This is a genomic window from Paenibacillus sp. KACC 21273, from assembly GCF_028736095.1.
Lineage (GTDB): Bacteria > Bacillota > Bacilli > Paenibacillales > Paenibacillaceae > Saccharibacillus > Saccharibacillus kyungheensis.
Genome location: NZ_CP117876.1, coordinates 4,700,534 through 4,717,111, shown reverse-complemented (window position 1 = coordinate 4,717,111; position 16,578 = coordinate 4,700,534). Strand labels below are relative to the sequence as shown.

The window sequence follows — 16,578 nt, the reverse complement described above, 5'->3', positions numbered from 1 at the left end:
AGTAGATGTTAGCATCATAACTATCTTTATTACATTGCTTAAAATAGTTCTGTAATCGGATCGTTATTTATAATTTGATTAGATTCAATGATCATTTAAATACAAAATAAACTAGTATAAGAAATATTAGAGGAGAAAAATGCCCAAGAAAAAGCAATCAAAATCAGCAGATGCTTTAAGAGAACTTCCCAGTATAAAATCAATTGATAAAAAGGTGAAAAGTGTAAAAAAAATTAAAAAAGCCATACCGTTATTGGAAAATTTTTTAGATGTTAATCTAGAAAAAATGAAGGCAGAATTAGAAAAAATTGACTTGGAAAATGCTGAAAACTTACTAAGTTTACCAGATCGATTTAATAATCTTTTTGTGGATCACGGATGGATTATCTACGATACAATGAGTATAACTGTAGCAGAAAATGCTATTAAGAAAGCAAAAGCAAGAGATTTAGCAGGAGCAGAAGAGATTTTGATCAATTACTACAATAAAGAAACAATTCAAATGAAAATACTAACTGAATTGAATCGAATTAAAGCATTTAAGCCTCGTAAGCGTTTGATAGAATTAGCATTAGATGATTATGTAGCAGGCAGGTATCATGCTTCTATTCCAGTTGTGTTAGCATTAATAGATGGACTGGTAAACGATCTTCACCCAGATCATAGAGGGATTTCAGCAGAAAAAACCGAGTTGAAAGCATGGGACTCTATGGCTGCTCATAGTCAGGGACTAGGTAAACTAAAAGGCATATTATTCACAGGTAGAAGAAAAACTAAAACCGAACAAATTACACTTCCTTATAGAAACGGCATACTTCATGGAACTGATCTAGGTTACGACAATATTACTGTAGCAGCTAAAACATGGGCTCTACTTTTTGCTGTAGGAGAGTGGGCCAAAAAAGTTGAGAAGGGAGAAGTAAATGCTCCGGAAGAGAAACCATCAACGACCTTGTCTGAATTAATAGACCAAAGAAAAGGAATAGATGATTTTAGAAATGAATTAGAAAGTTGGATTGCTAGAGATTCGATATCATTAAACCCGGAAAAATTTGAAGTGGGCTCTCCAGAATATGCATTAAATATATTTTTGAATTGTTGGATCAAGAAAAATTATGGGAATATGACTGAGATACTTCCTACTAGTAAAAGTGAAATAAAACCACCTTTACGCATTAAAAAACATTTTCAGGAAAGGTTTCTTAAATCATTTAAATATAATTCGATTAATGATGTTGGTTTGTCAAATACAACAATTTGTGTGAGTTTAGAAATTGAAAAAAGAGGGAGATTAGAAGAGAAAGATTATAATTTTATTATGCTGGCAAAAGATGAAAATGGAACAATTATTAGTAGAAATAATAAAAGTGCGAAATGGTATAGCCATGATTGGAAAGTACTTTGATAAAGAGATTGATTTTTGTAGATGATATTGTGTAAATAAACATGAGTGTTCTCTACTTAATGTTTCTGGCTCATATAATATATGTTGTATATTAAAGAGAAAAAGTTTCTAGAGTCAACGAGTTATGAAGTATTCATGTTTTATAAGTTCACTATCTATAATAAAATTGGAGATGTAAATAAGACTAGGAATTAAAATATAAAATAAGATTTAGAAAAGATCACCTAGCATTTTATGAAAGGGATGTATAGATTAATATGAGTGAATCAATGAAAGAGATTAATCGATTTAGAGATGAGCGCAATTGGCGTCAATTTCACAATGAAAAAGATTTGGCTATTTCGATCTCTTTAGAAGCAAATGAATTGTTGGAATTATTTCAATGGAAAACACCAGAGGAAGCTAAGAAAAATCAAGAGCGACTTAAAGAAGAACTTGCAGATGTACTGATTTACTCTTACATGATGGCTGATAATCTAGGATTTGATATTGATGAAATTATTGCTAAGAAACTAATTAAAAATGCTAAGAAATATCCAGTTTCCAAAAGCTATAATCAAAAAAAGAAATATAATGAATTGGATGAGGTAGATTAAGAAATGGCTAAGTACAATTATATAACATTGAAAGTGAAAGATGGAGAATTGGAAGGCTTAGATGAGCTTCGCGTGCCTGAACAAAATATACTTAGAGAGGGAAATGTAATTTATATCTACAAAAGCACAAAGTCTAGAAAGATTTATATTGGAAAAACAATACATTTTATTGTACGTAATAAGCAACATTACAATGGTAAAGAAGAAAAATTTAGTAATGCAGACTTTGATCAAGTAATTATTCTTATTTCAGTTTACTTCAATGGTTCAGCTTTAGACGATGTCGAAAGACAGTTAATTACTTACTTTATTGCTGACAATCCAAATTCTATGAAGCAACTAGTTCAATACGATAATGATGAAATTATAAATCTGAATGGTGGCAACAGAGTAAATGAATATAGAGAACAAGAAAAAGTTGCTTTAGAAGTCGTTTTACCTTTTTGGGAAGTAGAGCTATATCCTAATAAATGGGTAAATACGCCAACTTTAGAGGAGTTGCGGAATAGAGCATTGGTCAAATATAGTCCAATTAAAAAAATTACAATCGAGCAAATGAAGTTTCTGGATGAAATTTTATCGAATCCTGATAAAAGTTTTGTGATTAACGGTGATGCCGGGACTGGCAAAACTGTATTGCTTACTCATTTGGTAGCTAAGTTATTGAAGGAAAAGCCAAATCAGCAAATAGCAGTCGTTTTGCAACCTAATTGGATTAAAACGGCAAAGGATATCTTTAGAGTGTATGGAATGAATAATAGTAATCTGAAACTTGCTACCTCAACACAACTTATTAATAATAATAAAAACTATGATGTTGTAATTGTTGATGAATCTCATAAGCTTTCTAGAAAATTTTCTAAGCAAATGGCATCTTTTAACAAAGTATATAAAGGAAGATTTGTTGAGGATGAGAACCATTTGGAGGCTTTAAAGAAATTAGGCAGTCAAATCGTATTAATGTATGATATATTGCAAGCTATTCGTCCTGCGAATATGACACGTACGCAATTTAATGAAGCTACTCAAGACTTTGAAAAAAGATACTTAACAACACAATTCAGAATCCAAGCTCCAATGGGAAAGAACTATACATCAGAAGATTTTGTGAATGGTATAAAATACCTTTTATATAAAGATACGGGTTTATTGCAACAAACGAATTTTAATCCGAAATTTGATAGAAATGTATTTCATGATAGTAATAGCGATGCTTATTTCGGATATTTTGAAGTACAACCTTTGAAAAATTTGATTGATTGGGTAGATGAAGATAGAAATTTCAATCCTGCACATATAAATCGAGTACTAGGTGGATTAGTGGAACCTTGGAAGCAGGCTGATGGAAAAGATCTATCAATTACTCATTGGCATGAAGGAAATATCAAACGAAGATGGAATTCGACTCAAGAAAATTGGATTTATTCAGACGATATTGATGCCGAAGAACAGATCGGTTCTGTCTTTGCGGTTCAGGGAATCGATTTAAACAAAGTAGGTGTTTTAATTGGTAATGATCTTCAAGTTAATGCAAAAGGTCATTTATATGGCAATCCAGCAAATTTTCATAATGTAAATGGAAAGTTCTCGAATAATGATGAGAATCCTGAAAATGAACAAGAATTTACGTTATTTGTATTGAATATTTACTATATCCTGATGACTAGAGGAATTGATGGGGTTCGGCTAGGATTCTGGAAAAATGAAGTGTTCAAAAAGTATATGAAAGAAACATTAGAGATTAAATAAAGTAGCTTTGTTTTAATTGGAGAGTTATTAGCGTTTCAAGTAGGCATCGTCAAGCAGAAAATAACTCATTTTGTATTACAAAATGATGTATCCATATCAGGTTATGGGATTACAGTAACGTCGATTGACGGTATGAACGCCGACTGGGTACGTATCCCATGGGATGTGTTAGAGAAGATTTCGGTACGTATTATTAATAAAGTCGATAATGTGAAACGGATTGTGTATGATATTACTTCCAAACTGCCAGCTACGATTGAGTAGAGTAGAATAAAGATGAAGAAAAACCACAACTTCTAAATTTAGAGGTTGTGGTTTTTTGGTTTAATCTAAGGATTATGTTTTCCAATTCTCAATCTTAATATAGATTTGCAATTTAATTTATTAGTACTATTGTCCCAATCTAATATATGTACTATTATTAGGATAATCTTTAATTTATGTAAAAAAATTAAAATATTTCAAATAATAAATTAAAATATCTTTAATAGTGAATTATAGTGGAGGAAACATGGAAATTCAAGATGTATATTTATTTAATGGAAATCATTTTTTACCTTATGTCAATGTACCTACATTCAAAAAAAAAATTCCAACCAATTTTATGATTCCTTTAGATGAACATACTAGCATGAGAGAAATATTTGAGAACGCTTCAAAAGATGAAAGACGGAGTCTACGAAAATTACTCTTCGAGAATATTTTATACAGTGATTTAAAACATATTTATCTATACAAAATAAATTCACCAATGACTATTTCAAATGTTAACTTTAAAAAATCAATGAATAATATTGTTAAAGATATGAATAATAATCAATATTTTAATGGGGAATTAGCATCCGTAATCAGTGCAGATAAACCTTTCTATTTATTAGATCGTATTGGAAGTAATAGTATAGGTTTAAAGTTTATAGCGGGTATGGATTTTGAAGAAGAGGATAACAAGATAGTAAAAGCAAGAGTTATTTTTGTAGAGGTTGTATCTAGAAAAGAAGTTCCCTATTACAATATAGTAGGAGTAGAGTTTAACTTTAAAGAAAAATTCTTTATGCTTATGTCAAAGTGGTTATCAGGCGTTGATAAAAGCAATTTAGATGTTGAGGATAGTATGCATTATGACCACTCCATTTCTAGTAGTATCAAAAGGGTTTTAGATAAAATTGTGACTCCTCTTGGCATAAAAACTAGTCATGATGTTGAGAAGGATAGAAAGGGCATCTTTGAGCTTTGTCAAAGCTTAGACAATGAGTTATTGTCAGAGTTTAGAGATATAGTATCTCAAAAGATTGATGATCAGTTAAAGACTTCTACAGAAGTACTATTTGAAAGTCTATTTGAAGATTCTGAGAAAAAAGTTTCGGTTTTTGAAAAAGAAAACTATATAAAAAGATCTAAAGCTCTAATGTTATCAAGTTATATTACAACAACTCAATCTGCGGCAAAAATAGTTGCAAAAGCTAAAGAGTTAAAGTTAGTTGGATATACTACACGTATTACTTTTCAGACATCAAAAATGAGTCGAGGATCTACAGAGTCTGCAAGCGCAAGAAAACCAATTGCAGCTTCTGACTTATTTCATAGTCTTTACATTAATTTTCAACAAGCATTAAGACTACAGTTATTTTCTATTGCTTGGTTTACTGATTATAATTTTAAAGCACCTAAAGATAGAGATGTTATACAAACTACTATATATGCACAAGCAAACAGTTTTAAAATAGTTTTTAGGGCAAGACGTTTGTTAGAGGAGGATATAATATATCATGTCGTTAGAAACATTAATGAATATCGTCAGTATTGATGAGAAATGTGAAAATGAAGATACATTTGAAATGATTTCATATTTCAATGATATAGCTGGAAATGATTTGTTTAGTTTTATTTCATTTCAAAGTATAGGATATGAAGAAGATAGATTTAACAAACTAATAAAAATCTTGAAAGAACATGATTATGTCACTGAATATTTTTCTTATGAATGTGAGTTATATGAAGCTACAGAATTATCTGAAAACCTTCCATTTTATTGCGAATACTGTAATAAAGAAGTATGCATTCCTGATATTCATCATATTATAACCTTATCATATATTCTTAGTGAAAGTTTTAGTGCAGAAATCAATGATTATAGAGTGAATTTAAGAACAAAATATATTCATAAAGATTTTTTGATTAACTTTAATAATTTAAAAAAAGATAAAAATAATATTGTTCCTTTTTTAGGCTCAGGAATCTCCACTCCTTTTAGACTACCTAATTGGAAAAAAATGTTTCTTGATATGTCAGAATATGTAATAGAAGAAGAACAAACATATTACAAGAATTTAGTAGAAAAAGGTGAGTTTTTTAAAGCAATTACTTTTATGTTAAAAGGACATTCACGATCTTTTTCAACTGAAAAACAAATTCAGCAACATATAGCAAGATTGTTTTCTTCACCTAATTTAGCAATAGACGAAAAATCACATAATATGATGGATATTGCTAATATAAATTGCGAATTTTTTCTCACATCTAACTATGATAGTATTTTGAATGAATTTATTACTCGTCCTCATCCTAATCCATTATGCATCAACGATATAGAAGATGTGCCTTCTTTTTTCAGAGAACGAAAGAAGCGTGTAGTGCATATCCATGGCATTATTGATAGACCATCTACTATGATTGTTACTGAGGAAAATTATAATGATTTATATAACAATGTAGAATTTATGAATAGATTAAAAGCAATATTTAGTCATAAAAAGCTAGTATTTATTGGATTTTCTTTTGATGATGCTTTTTTCTCAGAATTCTATAGGAATATTATTGCCAGTTTAGGAGGAGAGCATTATTTGATTGCAGCAAATGTACATCCATTTTCATCTGATGAGTTCAATAATAATAATTTAAAAACTATTAGTTTGAACTTACCTATCAACTATAGCGGTCAAGAATATGTGAATGCACTAAGATTTGTGCTGCAAGATCTATATAAATAAACATAAATTTGATGATATTTTTTTAAATTTAGTAAGTGTATAAGCTCCTTTGCATACAAGGATTTTATAAACGTATAACAATATTATGAATAATTTTAATAGATTGATTTGATAATATCTCCAAAGTAAAATAAAAGTCCGTAAATTCTAATTTACGGACTTTTTCTTTTTATTGTATCGTTAAGTAAAGGGGGGCTTGAACATGACCGAATCCAACCACTTAATACCAGAATCCAAATTTGATTTTGGTGCAATCCAGCGATTACAGCAATTAGACCCTCAAGATATAATCCCTATTCTTCCAGAACTACTTGTCTGGTTACAGGATATTAACTGGCCTGTTGCTATACCGATGTCCAAAATACTGCTTACAGTTCCCGATGAAATTGTTCCTCATGTGCGAGACGTATTGCATACAGATGATACCGAATGGATTGAATGGTGTCTGCAATATATTGTTGGTTTTTTACCTGTAGCTTTGATTCGAAAGCTAGAACCAGAAATTCGTCGGATAGCTGATTCACCGACACAATGGGAGTAGGAGACGGAAAGTCATATTACAGCACGAGAGATTTTAGATACATTAGATCATGATCCAGAAAATTCATGATTTTAAATACCAAAATAGCGATTTGATTCTACATATCAATTTAATATGTAATCTACAATCAGATACAACTAACGTATACAAGGAGAATATTTATGAAATGGACGATTAGTTTACTTTTAACATGCACGGTATTAACAGCTTGCGGTCAATCGAATCATCAGGAAACGACACCAGAGGCTACTGCCACATCCAAACCAAGTGTTACAGCATCGGCTGAAGTTGATCAAAAGACAATCAAAGCAAACCAGACTTCTACAGAGCAATCGGAAGAATCTACAGAAGATAATTCATATTATGGTGATTACCAGATGGACCCGGAAGATACATTTAATCATCTGATCCATAACAATCCGTTAGATCGAGCGTACAATAAAGAGTATAATGAATTTCAGAACTCTAGTCAGTTCTCGACCGCCGGTTGGGTTGCGCTTGAAGGAAAGTATTTGAAATTATGGGATATCGAAATGAATAATACGATGCAACAATTGAAGTCCAAGTTATCTGCATCCCAGTATGCTTTGTTACAACAATCTCAAAAAGGTTGGGAGATGTATGATCAACAAGAAGCAGAGTTCGTCGAAGATACGTTTTTGAAAGATTCGTATTTTGGTTCTCAAGGACAAGTAAGTGCAGTTAGTGCCCAATTGTCGAGAACACGTGAACGAACTATTCAATTGATGGAATATGCTTACGAACGTAATGATCATCAACTGAAATTTGTGTATCAATAACATATCCAATCCATAACAGGAGGATTCTATGCTGACAACGACCAGAGCACAGATGAAGCGTCTGCAATTGCATCAACAAGGACTATTACAACCTCACTTGAATCACTATCAGGATGCTAATGGAGTATTACATACACTCAATCGACTCGGTTATGTTCAGCTTGATACGATGAATGTATTATCTCGTAGTCAGGATTTATTTTTCTGGTCGAGAGATCATCGGTATCAGCGGGAATGGTTGTTAGAATTGTATGAGCAGCAGTCGATTTTTGAAGTGTATTTGTTTGCTTTGTGTTTGTTGCCAGCATCTTCTTATGAGCATTTGCATCATTATTTTGCACATCATCATTTGAAGATCATGAACCAACCGAAGTTAGATTTTATATTAAATATTTATGAGCAAGTACAGCTTAATCAGCCACTACGTTCACGCGATATTGAACATGATCAGCCGTCAAGTGGAGCAACATGGAGTATGACACCGGCAAGACGAGCATTAGACCAATTATGGCGTGCAGGCTTGATCAAGGTCAGTCGAGATCATCATTTCAATAAGTTATATACAATAACAGATCAGAATATTGAAGAACATCGGACGCTGGAACATGAACCGACGCTGAATACATATTTGCTTGATTTGACGTTTGAAAATTTGGGGATCGCCACGCTCAAAGAATTAAAAGCTTGCTTTAACCTCAATAAAACAGCAGTCAGCGAGTATATCCAGCAACAGTTGGAACAAGGGAATATTCAGCAGATACAGGTGGAAGATTGGGCGGAAGAGCACTTTATTCGTATACAGGATATTCCGTTACTGTCTACTTTGGAAAAGTTAGAAGGTAGCGCAGCGACATTGTTATCTCCTTTTGATAACATGATTCGAGATCGGTCACGGTTGTTGAAGTTATTTGATGTGAATTATAAGCTGGAAAGTTATATGCCCAAAGAACAACGACAATATGGTTACTTTGCAATGCCTATTTTGATTGGAGAACAGATTGTGGGTGTGATTGATCTCAAAAATGATCGCCAACGTCGGGAGTTACAGGTGCAAAAATTAACGTTATTTGATTCCGCTCAAGCCGTAGAGCACAAGCGCCAGATTGAATGTATATTGCAGGACTTATGTGTATTTGTAGAAGCAGAGCAGATTATTCCTGCGCAAGAAATCACTTATTTATAACCTTCCTATAGATGTGGATATGAAAAAAGATAACAATCACTTGAGCTACCTGAAATTCAAATCAGGTGGCTTTTTGGTATCTGAGATCCTATTTGCTCTAATCGTATATAACCATATATACATCTATAGGGCTTATACATCGAACATGATAAAATATAAATAGCTTATAATCACAAAAAGCAATACTTAGCTCAGCTAGATATTACTGCTAAGACCATAATACATTGTAATCTAAGCCATATGTATATAACACTACGACTGATATCTGGATATTACCAGGCTTAGAAATGGATAATACCAGCTATCGTTAGCCAAAGGAGAGCAGATGATTGGAACCATTAACGCTGATATTAAGTTGTATCGGATTACTGATTTTTTTTGCAGTGATTGCGATTGTATTACCACGAGTCTTGAATAAGAAAACTATCACCGAACAGACCATACTGGAAGGTTATTCGGCACGAGCAACGATTATCTCGATTACCCCGACAGGTCAATATAGCAGTGGACAACCGGAGATTCTATTGGTGGTGAAGATTGAGCGTCCAACAGCACTTCCTTTTCAAGCAACAGTCAAGACAACGGTCTATACGATGAATCTGCCCAAATTTCAAGAAGGTACCAAAGTCCATGTGAAAGTATTCGAAGATCGCAAAGGCAAACATATCGTCGTCAAAGGGACACTAGATTATCCATAAAGTCTGTAGAATACTAGGTAAGTATGTTTCTATTCAACAGAATCAATAACAGTTTATCCGAGATAGTACAAATAATTTTCTTTTTTGATAGATGCTAAGAAATTCTCTCGATATGCGTATTTCTACACCTGATACTAGAGCAATTCTATCTTTATGATAGACGTATAACAGAAGTATTCAGGAGGTAGTGCACATTGGTTAGCCAGACTGTACTGGATTACCGCTGGATCGGGCAACGGATTCGAGAGATTCGACAGCAACGTGGATTAACACAGCAACAATTGGCTTTAGGGATTTGCAATCAATCGCAGATCAGTCGTATTGAAAAAGGAGTCGAATCGGTATCGGCTGAGATTTTATTTCAGATTGCACACAAGTTTAGTCTGGATATCCGTATTTTTTTCGATATGACTGAACAGCAGATCAATGAGATTCAGAGTATTCGTAAAAATATTAGATATTTGCAAAAAAAGCATATGTATCAGGAGTTATTGCAATATATTGAAGATCATCAAGTAGAAGCGATATGTCGTTATTCGTTGATGGATCAGCAATTTGTACTGTATCAGAAAGGAAATGCCTATGTTCATCTGGGAGCTGTAGATCGTGGATTTCCTATGATTCAGTTAGCTTTGAAATTAACATATCATTGCGAGCGAATTCCAGCGTTGTATGAGATCGAAGTGATTCAGGCGTTAGCCATTGCGTATGGATTCGATGGAGATTATAGAGCATGTATAGGTTGGTTACACAAATGCTTGCGTGCACTTCATGTCTACCGTGAAGGCAGTGATCAGTTTACGCCTATCTTTTATTATTTGTCGAAAGCTTACTCGGATACGCAAGATTATCGAATGGCTATTGAATATGCTACGCAAGGTATTCGCTATTGCGAAAATCATAAAATCGGTTATTACCTTGATCAACTGTATTATGAATGTGGCTACAGTTATGAGCAGATTGGACAACAGTTCAAAGCAGAGCAGTGTTACACCAAGTTTCAGTTGCTACAAGATTTATTTTGCACGTATTGATTCTTCATTCGACAACCTATCATAGTCGCTGTCACAATACACCGTCCACCTTTTCCTTAGGGAGAAGGTTTTTTTGTTTGGATCGTTCTCTTGGATCTAGTAACGCATCGGAAAAGTAATATGGCGATGTATAATTCGCCTTATATTATGCGGATATACATAAGTTTTTCACAATATAAGCATTATAATTCAGTTATACCTGAAATAAGGAATTTATTGGAAAAGGAGGAAGGTCGTCTGTTCGTGATTGCATCGTTTATGGAGATGTCGTGAAAAGCAACCGTCGTATAACGCATGATCTTATTCCACTATTTGAAGGAGTGCATATAATGAATATCATTCAAAAAGGCAAATTAATGAAATGGGTACTAGCTGGAGTAATGAGTTGTTCACTACTAGCAACATCTATGCCAACGACTCAAGCCGCAGATAGTGCTTCAACAATGCCAAGTATTAGTGGTAAAAAAATTATGGTGGGTTACTGGCAAAATTGGACGTCTTCTGCCAAAGATGGATACGCGGGAGGGTCTTCACGCACAATAGCTTTAAGTGAATCTCCAACAGCTTACAATGTCGTTACAGTTGCTTTTATGACTGGCAACGGGATTCCTACATTCAAGCCAGATCGAGGAACCGATGCTGAATTTCGTCAGCAAGTGGCTACATTAAATGCAAGAGGAACAGCCGTTATTCTTTCGTTAGGTGGAGCAGATGCTCATGTGCAACTGAGTGCAGGACAAGAGCAAGCATTTGCCAATGAAATTATTCGTCTGGTCGATGTGTATGGTTTTGACGGATTAGATATCGATCTGGAGCAAAATTCGATCAAAGCAGGAAGCAACACGACTGTTATTCCTGCCGCTCTCAAAATTGTCAAAAATCATTATAAAGCTCAAGGACAGAACTTTTTGATCAGTATGGCTCCAGAATTTCCATACCTCAAGCCAGGCGGAGCGTACGAACCATACTTAACCAGTCTAGCGGGTTATTATGACTTTATAGCGCCTCAACTATACAATCAAGCAGGTGACGGTATTTGGGTAGATGAAGTGAGCAAATGGTTAGCGCAAAATTCAGATGCAGACAAATACAATTTCCTTTACTATATGGCAGATTCCTTTATTCATGGCACAAGAGGATTACTACAGATTCCAGCCGATAAATTAGTGCTAGGATTACCAGCGAATCCAGATGCAGGTGGCAATGGAACTGTCAAAGATCCAACAGTAGTCTATAACGTATTTTCCAAATTACAATCACAAGGTCAATCGCTCAAAGGTCTAATGACATGGTCAGTGAACTGGGATCTAGGTAGCAATAGCGCAGGAACACCGTATAATAAAGCATTCTCCAATGCATATTATAACTTGATCTATAACGGTACTGCGCCAACGACTCCAACCACACCGACTACACCAACCAATCCTACTCAACCAACAGCCAAAGCATGGACAGCGTCTGCGGTATATGTTGGTGGAGATACAGTCAGCTACAATGGCAAAACGTATCGTGCCAAATGGTGGACTACCGGCGAGACACCAGGACAAGCAGATGTATGGCAACAGCTATAATCTCTTTTTCGATCACATAAATCTTACCGCATAGTGAGTGATATTATTGGGGAGGTATATAGATGAATTGGAGAAAAGCGATGACAGCGACTGTTGCTATCAGTACATGTGCGTTGTTGATGAGCAGTACGATATGGGCACATGGTTATATTGAACAGCCTGCTAGTCGTGCTTACAAAGGATCGAATGCACTGGGGCTGAATACCAATGTAGGCAGTGCACAGTATGAACCGCAAAGTATCGAAGCACTCAAAGGATACCCTGCGGCAGGGCCAGCAGATGGACATATCGCTAGTGGAGGGGTTGCAGGTTTTGCACCATTAGATGAGCAGACATCTACCCGCTGGCACAAAACGGATATCAAAACAGGTGCACTTAAAGTGCAATGGAAATTAACAGCTCAACATGCAACAGCCAGTTGGAAATATTATATGACCAAACAAGGCTGGAATCCAAATGAGCCATTAAAGCGTAGTGCATTACAAGAAATTGCAGTCATTAATGATAATGGAGCGAAGCCGTCTGCGAATGTGAGTCAGACGATTAATATTCCATCAGATCGTAGTGGTTATCATGTGATTTTGGGCGTATGGGATATTAGTGATACTGCCAATGCTTTTTATCAAGTGATCGATGTGAATGTTACAGGTCAGGGTACAGGAGGCACTACACCGACTACCCCTACTAATCCAGACCAACCTTCTGCTAACGCTTGGACTGCTTCTGGGATTTATGTAGGTGGAGATACGGTCAGCTATAACGGCAAAACGTATCGTGCCAAATGGTGGACAAGTGGAGAAGCTCCGGGTACGTCGGATGTGTGGGAATTGCTGGCACGATTGCAGTAAGTTCATGTTTGCTATATCATGTCCAGTTCAATCTATTTTTTAAAATAGTTCTATTGGATTTGAAATAACAATACAGCTCAAAGCCTATCTATATCGAATCCAGTAAGAGGTACTGGTTCGGTGTAGATGGGCTTTTTTTGAGTTGGAGTGTATCTAAATGCGTAAGAGAGGAGATGTTATACCGAACGAGCGAGTTGTCCATTCATCAGTAAGCGAGTGGTTAGATATTTACGAGCATCAGCAGTAATAAGATGAAGATCATCATGCTTAGTACTAGAACGATCTTTACTAAATTTCACCAGTGCGCCTTCCAGATTTTCCTGAATCGCAACTACTACATATCCGCTATCTAGAAATTGATCGATCGCCAGCTTTTCTTTTTCAAAATCAGCGAACGCAGACATTATCGTATTCCTCCGCTTACTTTTTCTGCTGTAGAAGATAACTCTACTGTAGGTACTTCAAACCGATTACGGTGCAAATATTGACCTGCTCCCGGTGTACCGACAAATTGTTTATCTCGAATAACAAATTCGCCTCTGCTCAGTACAGATACCGGCTCACCTGTAATTTCTATACCTTCAAAAGCATTATAATCCACATTCATATGATGTGTTTGTGCAGAGATCGTTCGTTTCACTGTAGGATCGAAAATAACGATATCCGCATCACTACCGATAGCAAGTGTACCTTTTTGCGGAAAAAGTCCAAATAGACGTGAGCTAGCGGTAGCGATAATATCAACAAATTTGTTAAGTGAGATACGTCCCTTAGCCACCCCTTCAGAGTACAATACGCTGAATCGATCTTCGATCATCGGACCGCCATTCGGAATTTTGGAGAAGTCATGTAGTCCCAGATCTTTTTGCCCTTTAAAATTAAAAGAACACTGATCAGAACCGATCGTTTGCAGACTGCCATTCCAGAGCGCATCCCAGAGTACATCTTGATTCCATTTCTCACGTAGAGGAGGAGACCATACATATTTAGCACCTTCAAAATCGGGCTTCTCCAGATCGCTCTGATCTAACAGTAAATATTGCGGACATGTTTCTCCATATACACGTAGACCTTTACGGCGCGCTTCTTCGATTTTGTAGACAGCTTCAGCACAGGTTACATGGACCACATATAATTGTGAATCGGTAAGACCGGTAAGATAAGCGGCACGTCCAGTTGCTTCACCTTCCAATTCAGGAGGACGCGTCAGTGCATGATAGATCGGATCAGTCTGTCCAGCGGCGAGTGCTTGTTCAACCAGATATTCGATCACATCGCCATTTTCAGCATGTACCATAACCAGTGCGCCTTCACGTTTAGCAGTCTGTAACGTTCTGAATAGTGTACCGTCATCAGCTTGAAACGTATTTTTGTATGCCATAAATACTTTAAAAGAAGTGATACCTTCATTTTCGATAATCTGAGGTAATTCATCCAGTACGATATCGTTAATCTCGGACACCATAAGATGGAAGCTATAATCAATTACTGCTTTGTCTCGTGATTTGTTATGCCATGTATCTACAGCACTTTGCAATGTATTGCCTTTGGTTGTTAAGCAAAAATCGATTACTGTCGTCGTTCCACCGAATGCAGCCGCTTTGGTGCCGGTCTCAAAATCATCAGCAGTTACTGTACCACCGAAAGGCATATCCAGATGAGTATGAGGATCTATCCCTCCCGGAAAAACATAACAACCACTTGCATCGATAATTTCTGCACCTTCAGCTTCTACATGAAGTCCTATACTGGCAATAATCCCATTTTCGATTAATAAATCAGCGACATACGTATCTGATGCTGTGACAATCGTTCCATTTCGAATAATCTTTTTCATCCAATCACCTCTGCTCCAGTATAGGAATTATTCAGTGAACCGATCATTTTTTGACGATCGTTCCAGCTCATCGGTGCCATGCCATTTTCGATTTCGATCATATCTATTGCTCCATCAACAGGGCATACAATCGAACATAGATTACAACCTACGCAATCTTCTTCACGCACTTGCAAAATACTTTTACCTTCGGCATTTGTTAACATATCTATACATTGGTGAGAAGTGTCTTCACAAGCAATATGGCACTTGTTACAGTTAATACAATTGTCTTCATTAATACGAGCAACCACCTGATAATTAAGATCCAGATCACCCCAGTTGGAGTAACGGGATACACTTTGACCAATCAGTTCATGAACCGACGTTAGACCTTTATCATCTAAATAATTATTCAGACCATCAATCATTTCTTCAACAATACGGAATCCATGATGCATCGCTGCGGTACAGACTTGAATCCCTGTAGCACCCATTAACATAAATTCAACCACATCTTGCCATGTGGAGATACCACCTATACCGGATATCGGTACGCCTACATTGATATCACGCGCACATTCAGCTAACATATTAAGCGCAATCGGCTTTACTGCTGGCCCGCAATATCCACCATGTGCACCTTTGCCTCCTACATGAGGAATCGTATTCCAGCTATGGATATCAACACCGGCTAGACTATTAATCGTATTGATAAGACTAATCGCATCTGCTCCACCTTTAACAGCATGACGGGCAACTACAGTAATGTCTGTGATATTTGGTGTTAATTTCACAATCACAGGGGTTGTGGCTACTTCTTTAGCCCATGTAGTCTGTGCTTGCACAAGATCAGGTTGCTGCCCGGAAGCGGCTCCCATTCCACGTTCAGCCATACCATGAGGACAACCAAAGTTAAGTTCTAGTCCGTCCACACCTACATCTTCGACTCGCTTTACAATTTCATGCCATTTGTATTGTGTTGGTTCCACCATAAGTGAAGCAATGACTGCATGATTGGGGAATCGCTTTTTCGTTTCATAGATTTCTTTGAGATTCACATCCAACGGACGATCAGAGATCAATTCAATATTGTTAAATCCAGCCACTCGTTGTCCATTGAAATTAACGGCTGCAAATCGGGCAGATGTATTAATAATCGGATCACCCAGTGTTTTCCAGACAGCTCCGCCCCAACCTGCTTCAAAAGCACGTTGTACTTGATACCCTGTATTGGTAGGTGGCGCAGAAGCGAGCCAGAACGGGTTAGGGGAACGTATACCTGCAAGATCAATACTCAAATCTGCCATAATTAACAACCTCCCATAAATATCATTTCATTTATACCAT

Annotated in this window: 15 protein-coding genes and 2 pseudogenes; 14 read left to right on the top strand and 3 right to left on the bottom strand. The window is 36.0% G+C overall.

Features of this window, described 5'->3' with window-relative positions:
* The first annotated feature begins 139 nt into the window (after nt 1-139).
* The 14 genes and pseudogenes from PQ460_RS20685 to PQ460_RS20625 all read left to right on the top strand — a co-directional run bounded on the left by PQ460_RS20685 (nt 140) and on the right by PQ460_RS20625 (nt 13,412).
* Entirely contained in the window at nt 140-1,405 is a 1,266-nt protein-coding gene (locus PQ460_RS20685; protein ID WP_274171021.1) for a hypothetical protein, read from the top strand.
* A 257-nt stretch (nt 1,406-1,662) separates the two neighbouring features.
* Nucleotides 1,663-2,001, top strand: a complete 339-nt coding sequence (locus tag PQ460_RS20680) for a nucleotide pyrophosphohydrolase (protein WP_274171020.1) — start codon at nt 1,663-1,665, stop codon at nt 1,999-2,001.
* Nucleotides 2,002-2,004: 3 nt separating this feature from the next.
* Nucleotides 2,005-3,750 carry a DUF2075 domain-containing protein gene (locus PQ460_RS20675; RefSeq protein ID WP_274171019.1) on the top strand — a complete coding sequence of 582 codons (1,746 nt, stop codon included), beginning with the start codon at nt 2,005-2,007 and terminating at the stop codon, nt 3,748-3,750.
* A gap of 114 nt (nt 3,751-3,864) precedes the next feature.
* Nucleotides 3,865-4,014 (top strand): annotated as a pseudogene (locus tag PQ460_RS20670) (GMP synthase (glutamine-hydrolyzing)); the annotation flags it as partial.
* A gap of 247 nt (nt 4,015-4,261) precedes the next feature.
* Nucleotides 4,262-5,554 (top strand): hypothetical protein, encoded by a 1,293-nt coding sequence (locus PQ460_RS20665; protein WP_274171017.1) that lies wholly within the window; start codon nt 4,262-4,264, stop codon nt 5,552-5,554.
* Complete coding sequence (locus PQ460_RS20660; protein ID WP_274171016.1) at nt 5,517-6,737, top strand: SIR2 family protein; 1,221 nt, start codon at nt 5,517-5,519, stop codon at nt 6,735-6,737. The genes PQ460_RS20665 and PQ460_RS20660 overlap by 38 nt, the downstream gene beginning before the upstream one ends.
* 202 nt (nt 6,738-6,939) lie before the next feature.
* Nucleotides 6,940-7,278 carry a DUF5071 domain-containing protein gene (locus PQ460_RS20655; protein WP_274171015.1) on the top strand — a complete coding sequence of 113 codons (339 nt, stop codon included), beginning with the start codon at nt 6,940-6,942 and terminating at the stop codon, nt 7,276-7,278.
* Between the two features lie 161 nt (nt 7,279-7,439).
* On the top strand, nt 7,440-8,078 hold the full coding sequence (locus tag PQ460_RS20650) for a lysozyme inhibitor LprI family protein (RefSeq protein WP_274171014.1): 639 nt from the start codon (nt 7,440-7,442) through the stop codon (nt 8,076-8,078).
* 28 nt (nt 8,079-8,106) lie between these two features.
* Complete coding sequence (locus tag PQ460_RS20645) at nt 8,107-9,261, top strand: DNA glycosylase AlkZ-like family protein (protein ID WP_274171013.1); 1,155 nt, start codon at nt 8,107-8,109, stop codon at nt 9,259-9,261.
* A 329-nt stretch (nt 9,262-9,590) separates the two neighbouring features.
* Nucleotides 9,591-9,959, top strand: coding sequence for a hypothetical protein (locus tag PQ460_RS20640; protein WP_274171012.1), 369 nt, complete (start codon nt 9,591-9,593; stop codon nt 9,957-9,959).
* Nucleotides 9,960-10,153: 194 nt separating this feature from the next.
* Entirely contained in the window at nt 10,154-10,993 is an 840-nt protein-coding gene (locus PQ460_RS20635; RefSeq protein ID WP_273614817.1) for a helix-turn-helix domain-containing protein, read from the top strand.
* Between the two features lie 356 nt (nt 10,994-11,349).
* Nucleotides 11,350-12,354, top strand: a pseudogene (locus tag PQ460_RS20630) (chitinase); the annotation flags it as partial.
* Between the two features lie 6 nt (nt 12,355-12,360).
* Nucleotides 12,361-12,564 carry a carbohydrate-binding protein gene (locus PQ460_RS23500; protein WP_307302807.1) on the top strand — a complete coding sequence of 68 codons (204 nt, stop codon included), beginning with the start codon at nt 12,361-12,363 and terminating at the stop codon, nt 12,562-12,564.
* A gap of 62 nt (nt 12,565-12,626) precedes the next feature.
* The gene (locus PQ460_RS20625; protein WP_274171010.1) at nt 12,627-13,412 is read left to right on the top strand and encodes a lytic polysaccharide monooxygenase; all 786 of its coding nucleotides are present in this window, start codon (nt 12,627-12,629) and stop codon (nt 13,410-13,412) included.
* 176 nt (nt 13,413-13,588) lie between these two features.
* On the opposite strand, the gene PQ460_RS20620 is transcribed toward PQ460_RS20625, so the two are convergent.
* Genes PQ460_RS20620 through preA form a run of 3 tightly spaced genes read right to left on the bottom strand, consistent with a single transcriptional unit; the run spans nt 13,589 to nt 16,538 of the window.
* Nucleotides 13,589-13,816, bottom strand: a complete 228-nt coding sequence (locus PQ460_RS20620; protein WP_274171009.1) for a hypothetical protein — start codon at nt 13,814-13,816, stop codon at nt 13,589-13,591.
* Nucleotides 13,816-15,249, bottom strand: coding sequence for a dihydropyrimidinase (hydA, locus tag PQ460_RS20615; protein WP_274171008.1), 1,434 nt, complete (start codon nt 15,247-15,249; stop codon nt 13,816-13,818). The genes PQ460_RS20620 and hydA overlap by 1 nt, the downstream gene beginning before the upstream one ends.
* The gene (preA, locus tag PQ460_RS20610; protein WP_273614821.1) at nt 15,246-16,538 is read right to left on the bottom strand and encodes an NAD-dependent dihydropyrimidine dehydrogenase subunit PreA; all 1,293 of its coding nucleotides are present in this window, start codon (nt 16,536-16,538) and stop codon (nt 15,246-15,248) included. The genes hydA and preA overlap by 4 nt, the downstream gene beginning before the upstream one ends.
* Between the last annotated feature and the right edge of the window lie 40 nt (nt 16,539-16,578).

What these genes read in the sequence shown, in the direction of transcription:
- PQ460_RS20685 (WP_274171021.1), top strand. Translation starts at nt 140, where the DNA reads ATGCCCAAGAAAAAGCAATCAAAATCAGCAGATGCTTTAAGAGAACTT.
- PQ460_RS20680 (WP_274171020.1), top strand. Translation starts at nt 1,663, where the DNA reads ATGAGTGAATCAATGAAAGAGATTAATCGATTTAGAGATGAGCGCAAT.
- PQ460_RS20675 (WP_274171019.1), top strand. Translation starts at nt 2,005, where the DNA reads ATGGCTAAGTACAATTATATAACATTGAAAGTGAAAGATGGAGAATTG.
- PQ460_RS20665 (WP_274171017.1), top strand. Translation starts at nt 4,262, where the DNA reads ATGGAAATTCAAGATGTATATTTATTTAATGGAAATCATTTTTTACCT.
- PQ460_RS20660 (WP_274171016.1), top strand. Translation starts at nt 5,517, where the DNA reads ATGTCGTTAGAAACATTAATGAATATCGTCAGTATTGATGAGAAATGT.
- PQ460_RS20655 (WP_274171015.1), top strand. Translation starts at nt 6,940, where the DNA reads ATGACCGAATCCAACCACTTAATACCAGAATCCAAATTTGATTTTGGT.
- PQ460_RS20650 (WP_274171014.1), top strand. Translation starts at nt 7,440, where the DNA reads ATGAAATGGACGATTAGTTTACTTTTAACATGCACGGTATTAACAGCT.
- PQ460_RS20645 (WP_274171013.1), top strand. Translation starts at nt 8,107, where the DNA reads ATGCTGACAACGACCAGAGCACAGATGAAGCGTCTGCAATTGCATCAA.
- PQ460_RS20625 (WP_274171010.1), top strand. Translation starts at nt 12,627, where the DNA reads ATGAATTGGAGAAAAGCGATGACAGCGACTGTTGCTATCAGTACATGT.
- PQ460_RS20620 (WP_274171009.1), bottom strand. Translation starts at nt 13,816, where the DNA reads ATGTCTGCGTTCGCTGATTTTGAAAAAGAAAAGCTGGCGATCGATCAA.
- hydA (WP_274171008.1), bottom strand. Translation starts at nt 15,249, where the DNA reads ATGAAAAAGATTATTCGAAATGGAACGATTGTCACAGCATCAGATACG.
- preA (WP_273614821.1), bottom strand. Translation starts at nt 16,538, where the DNA reads ATGGCAGATTTGAGTATTGATCTTGCAGGTATACGTTCCCCTAACCCG.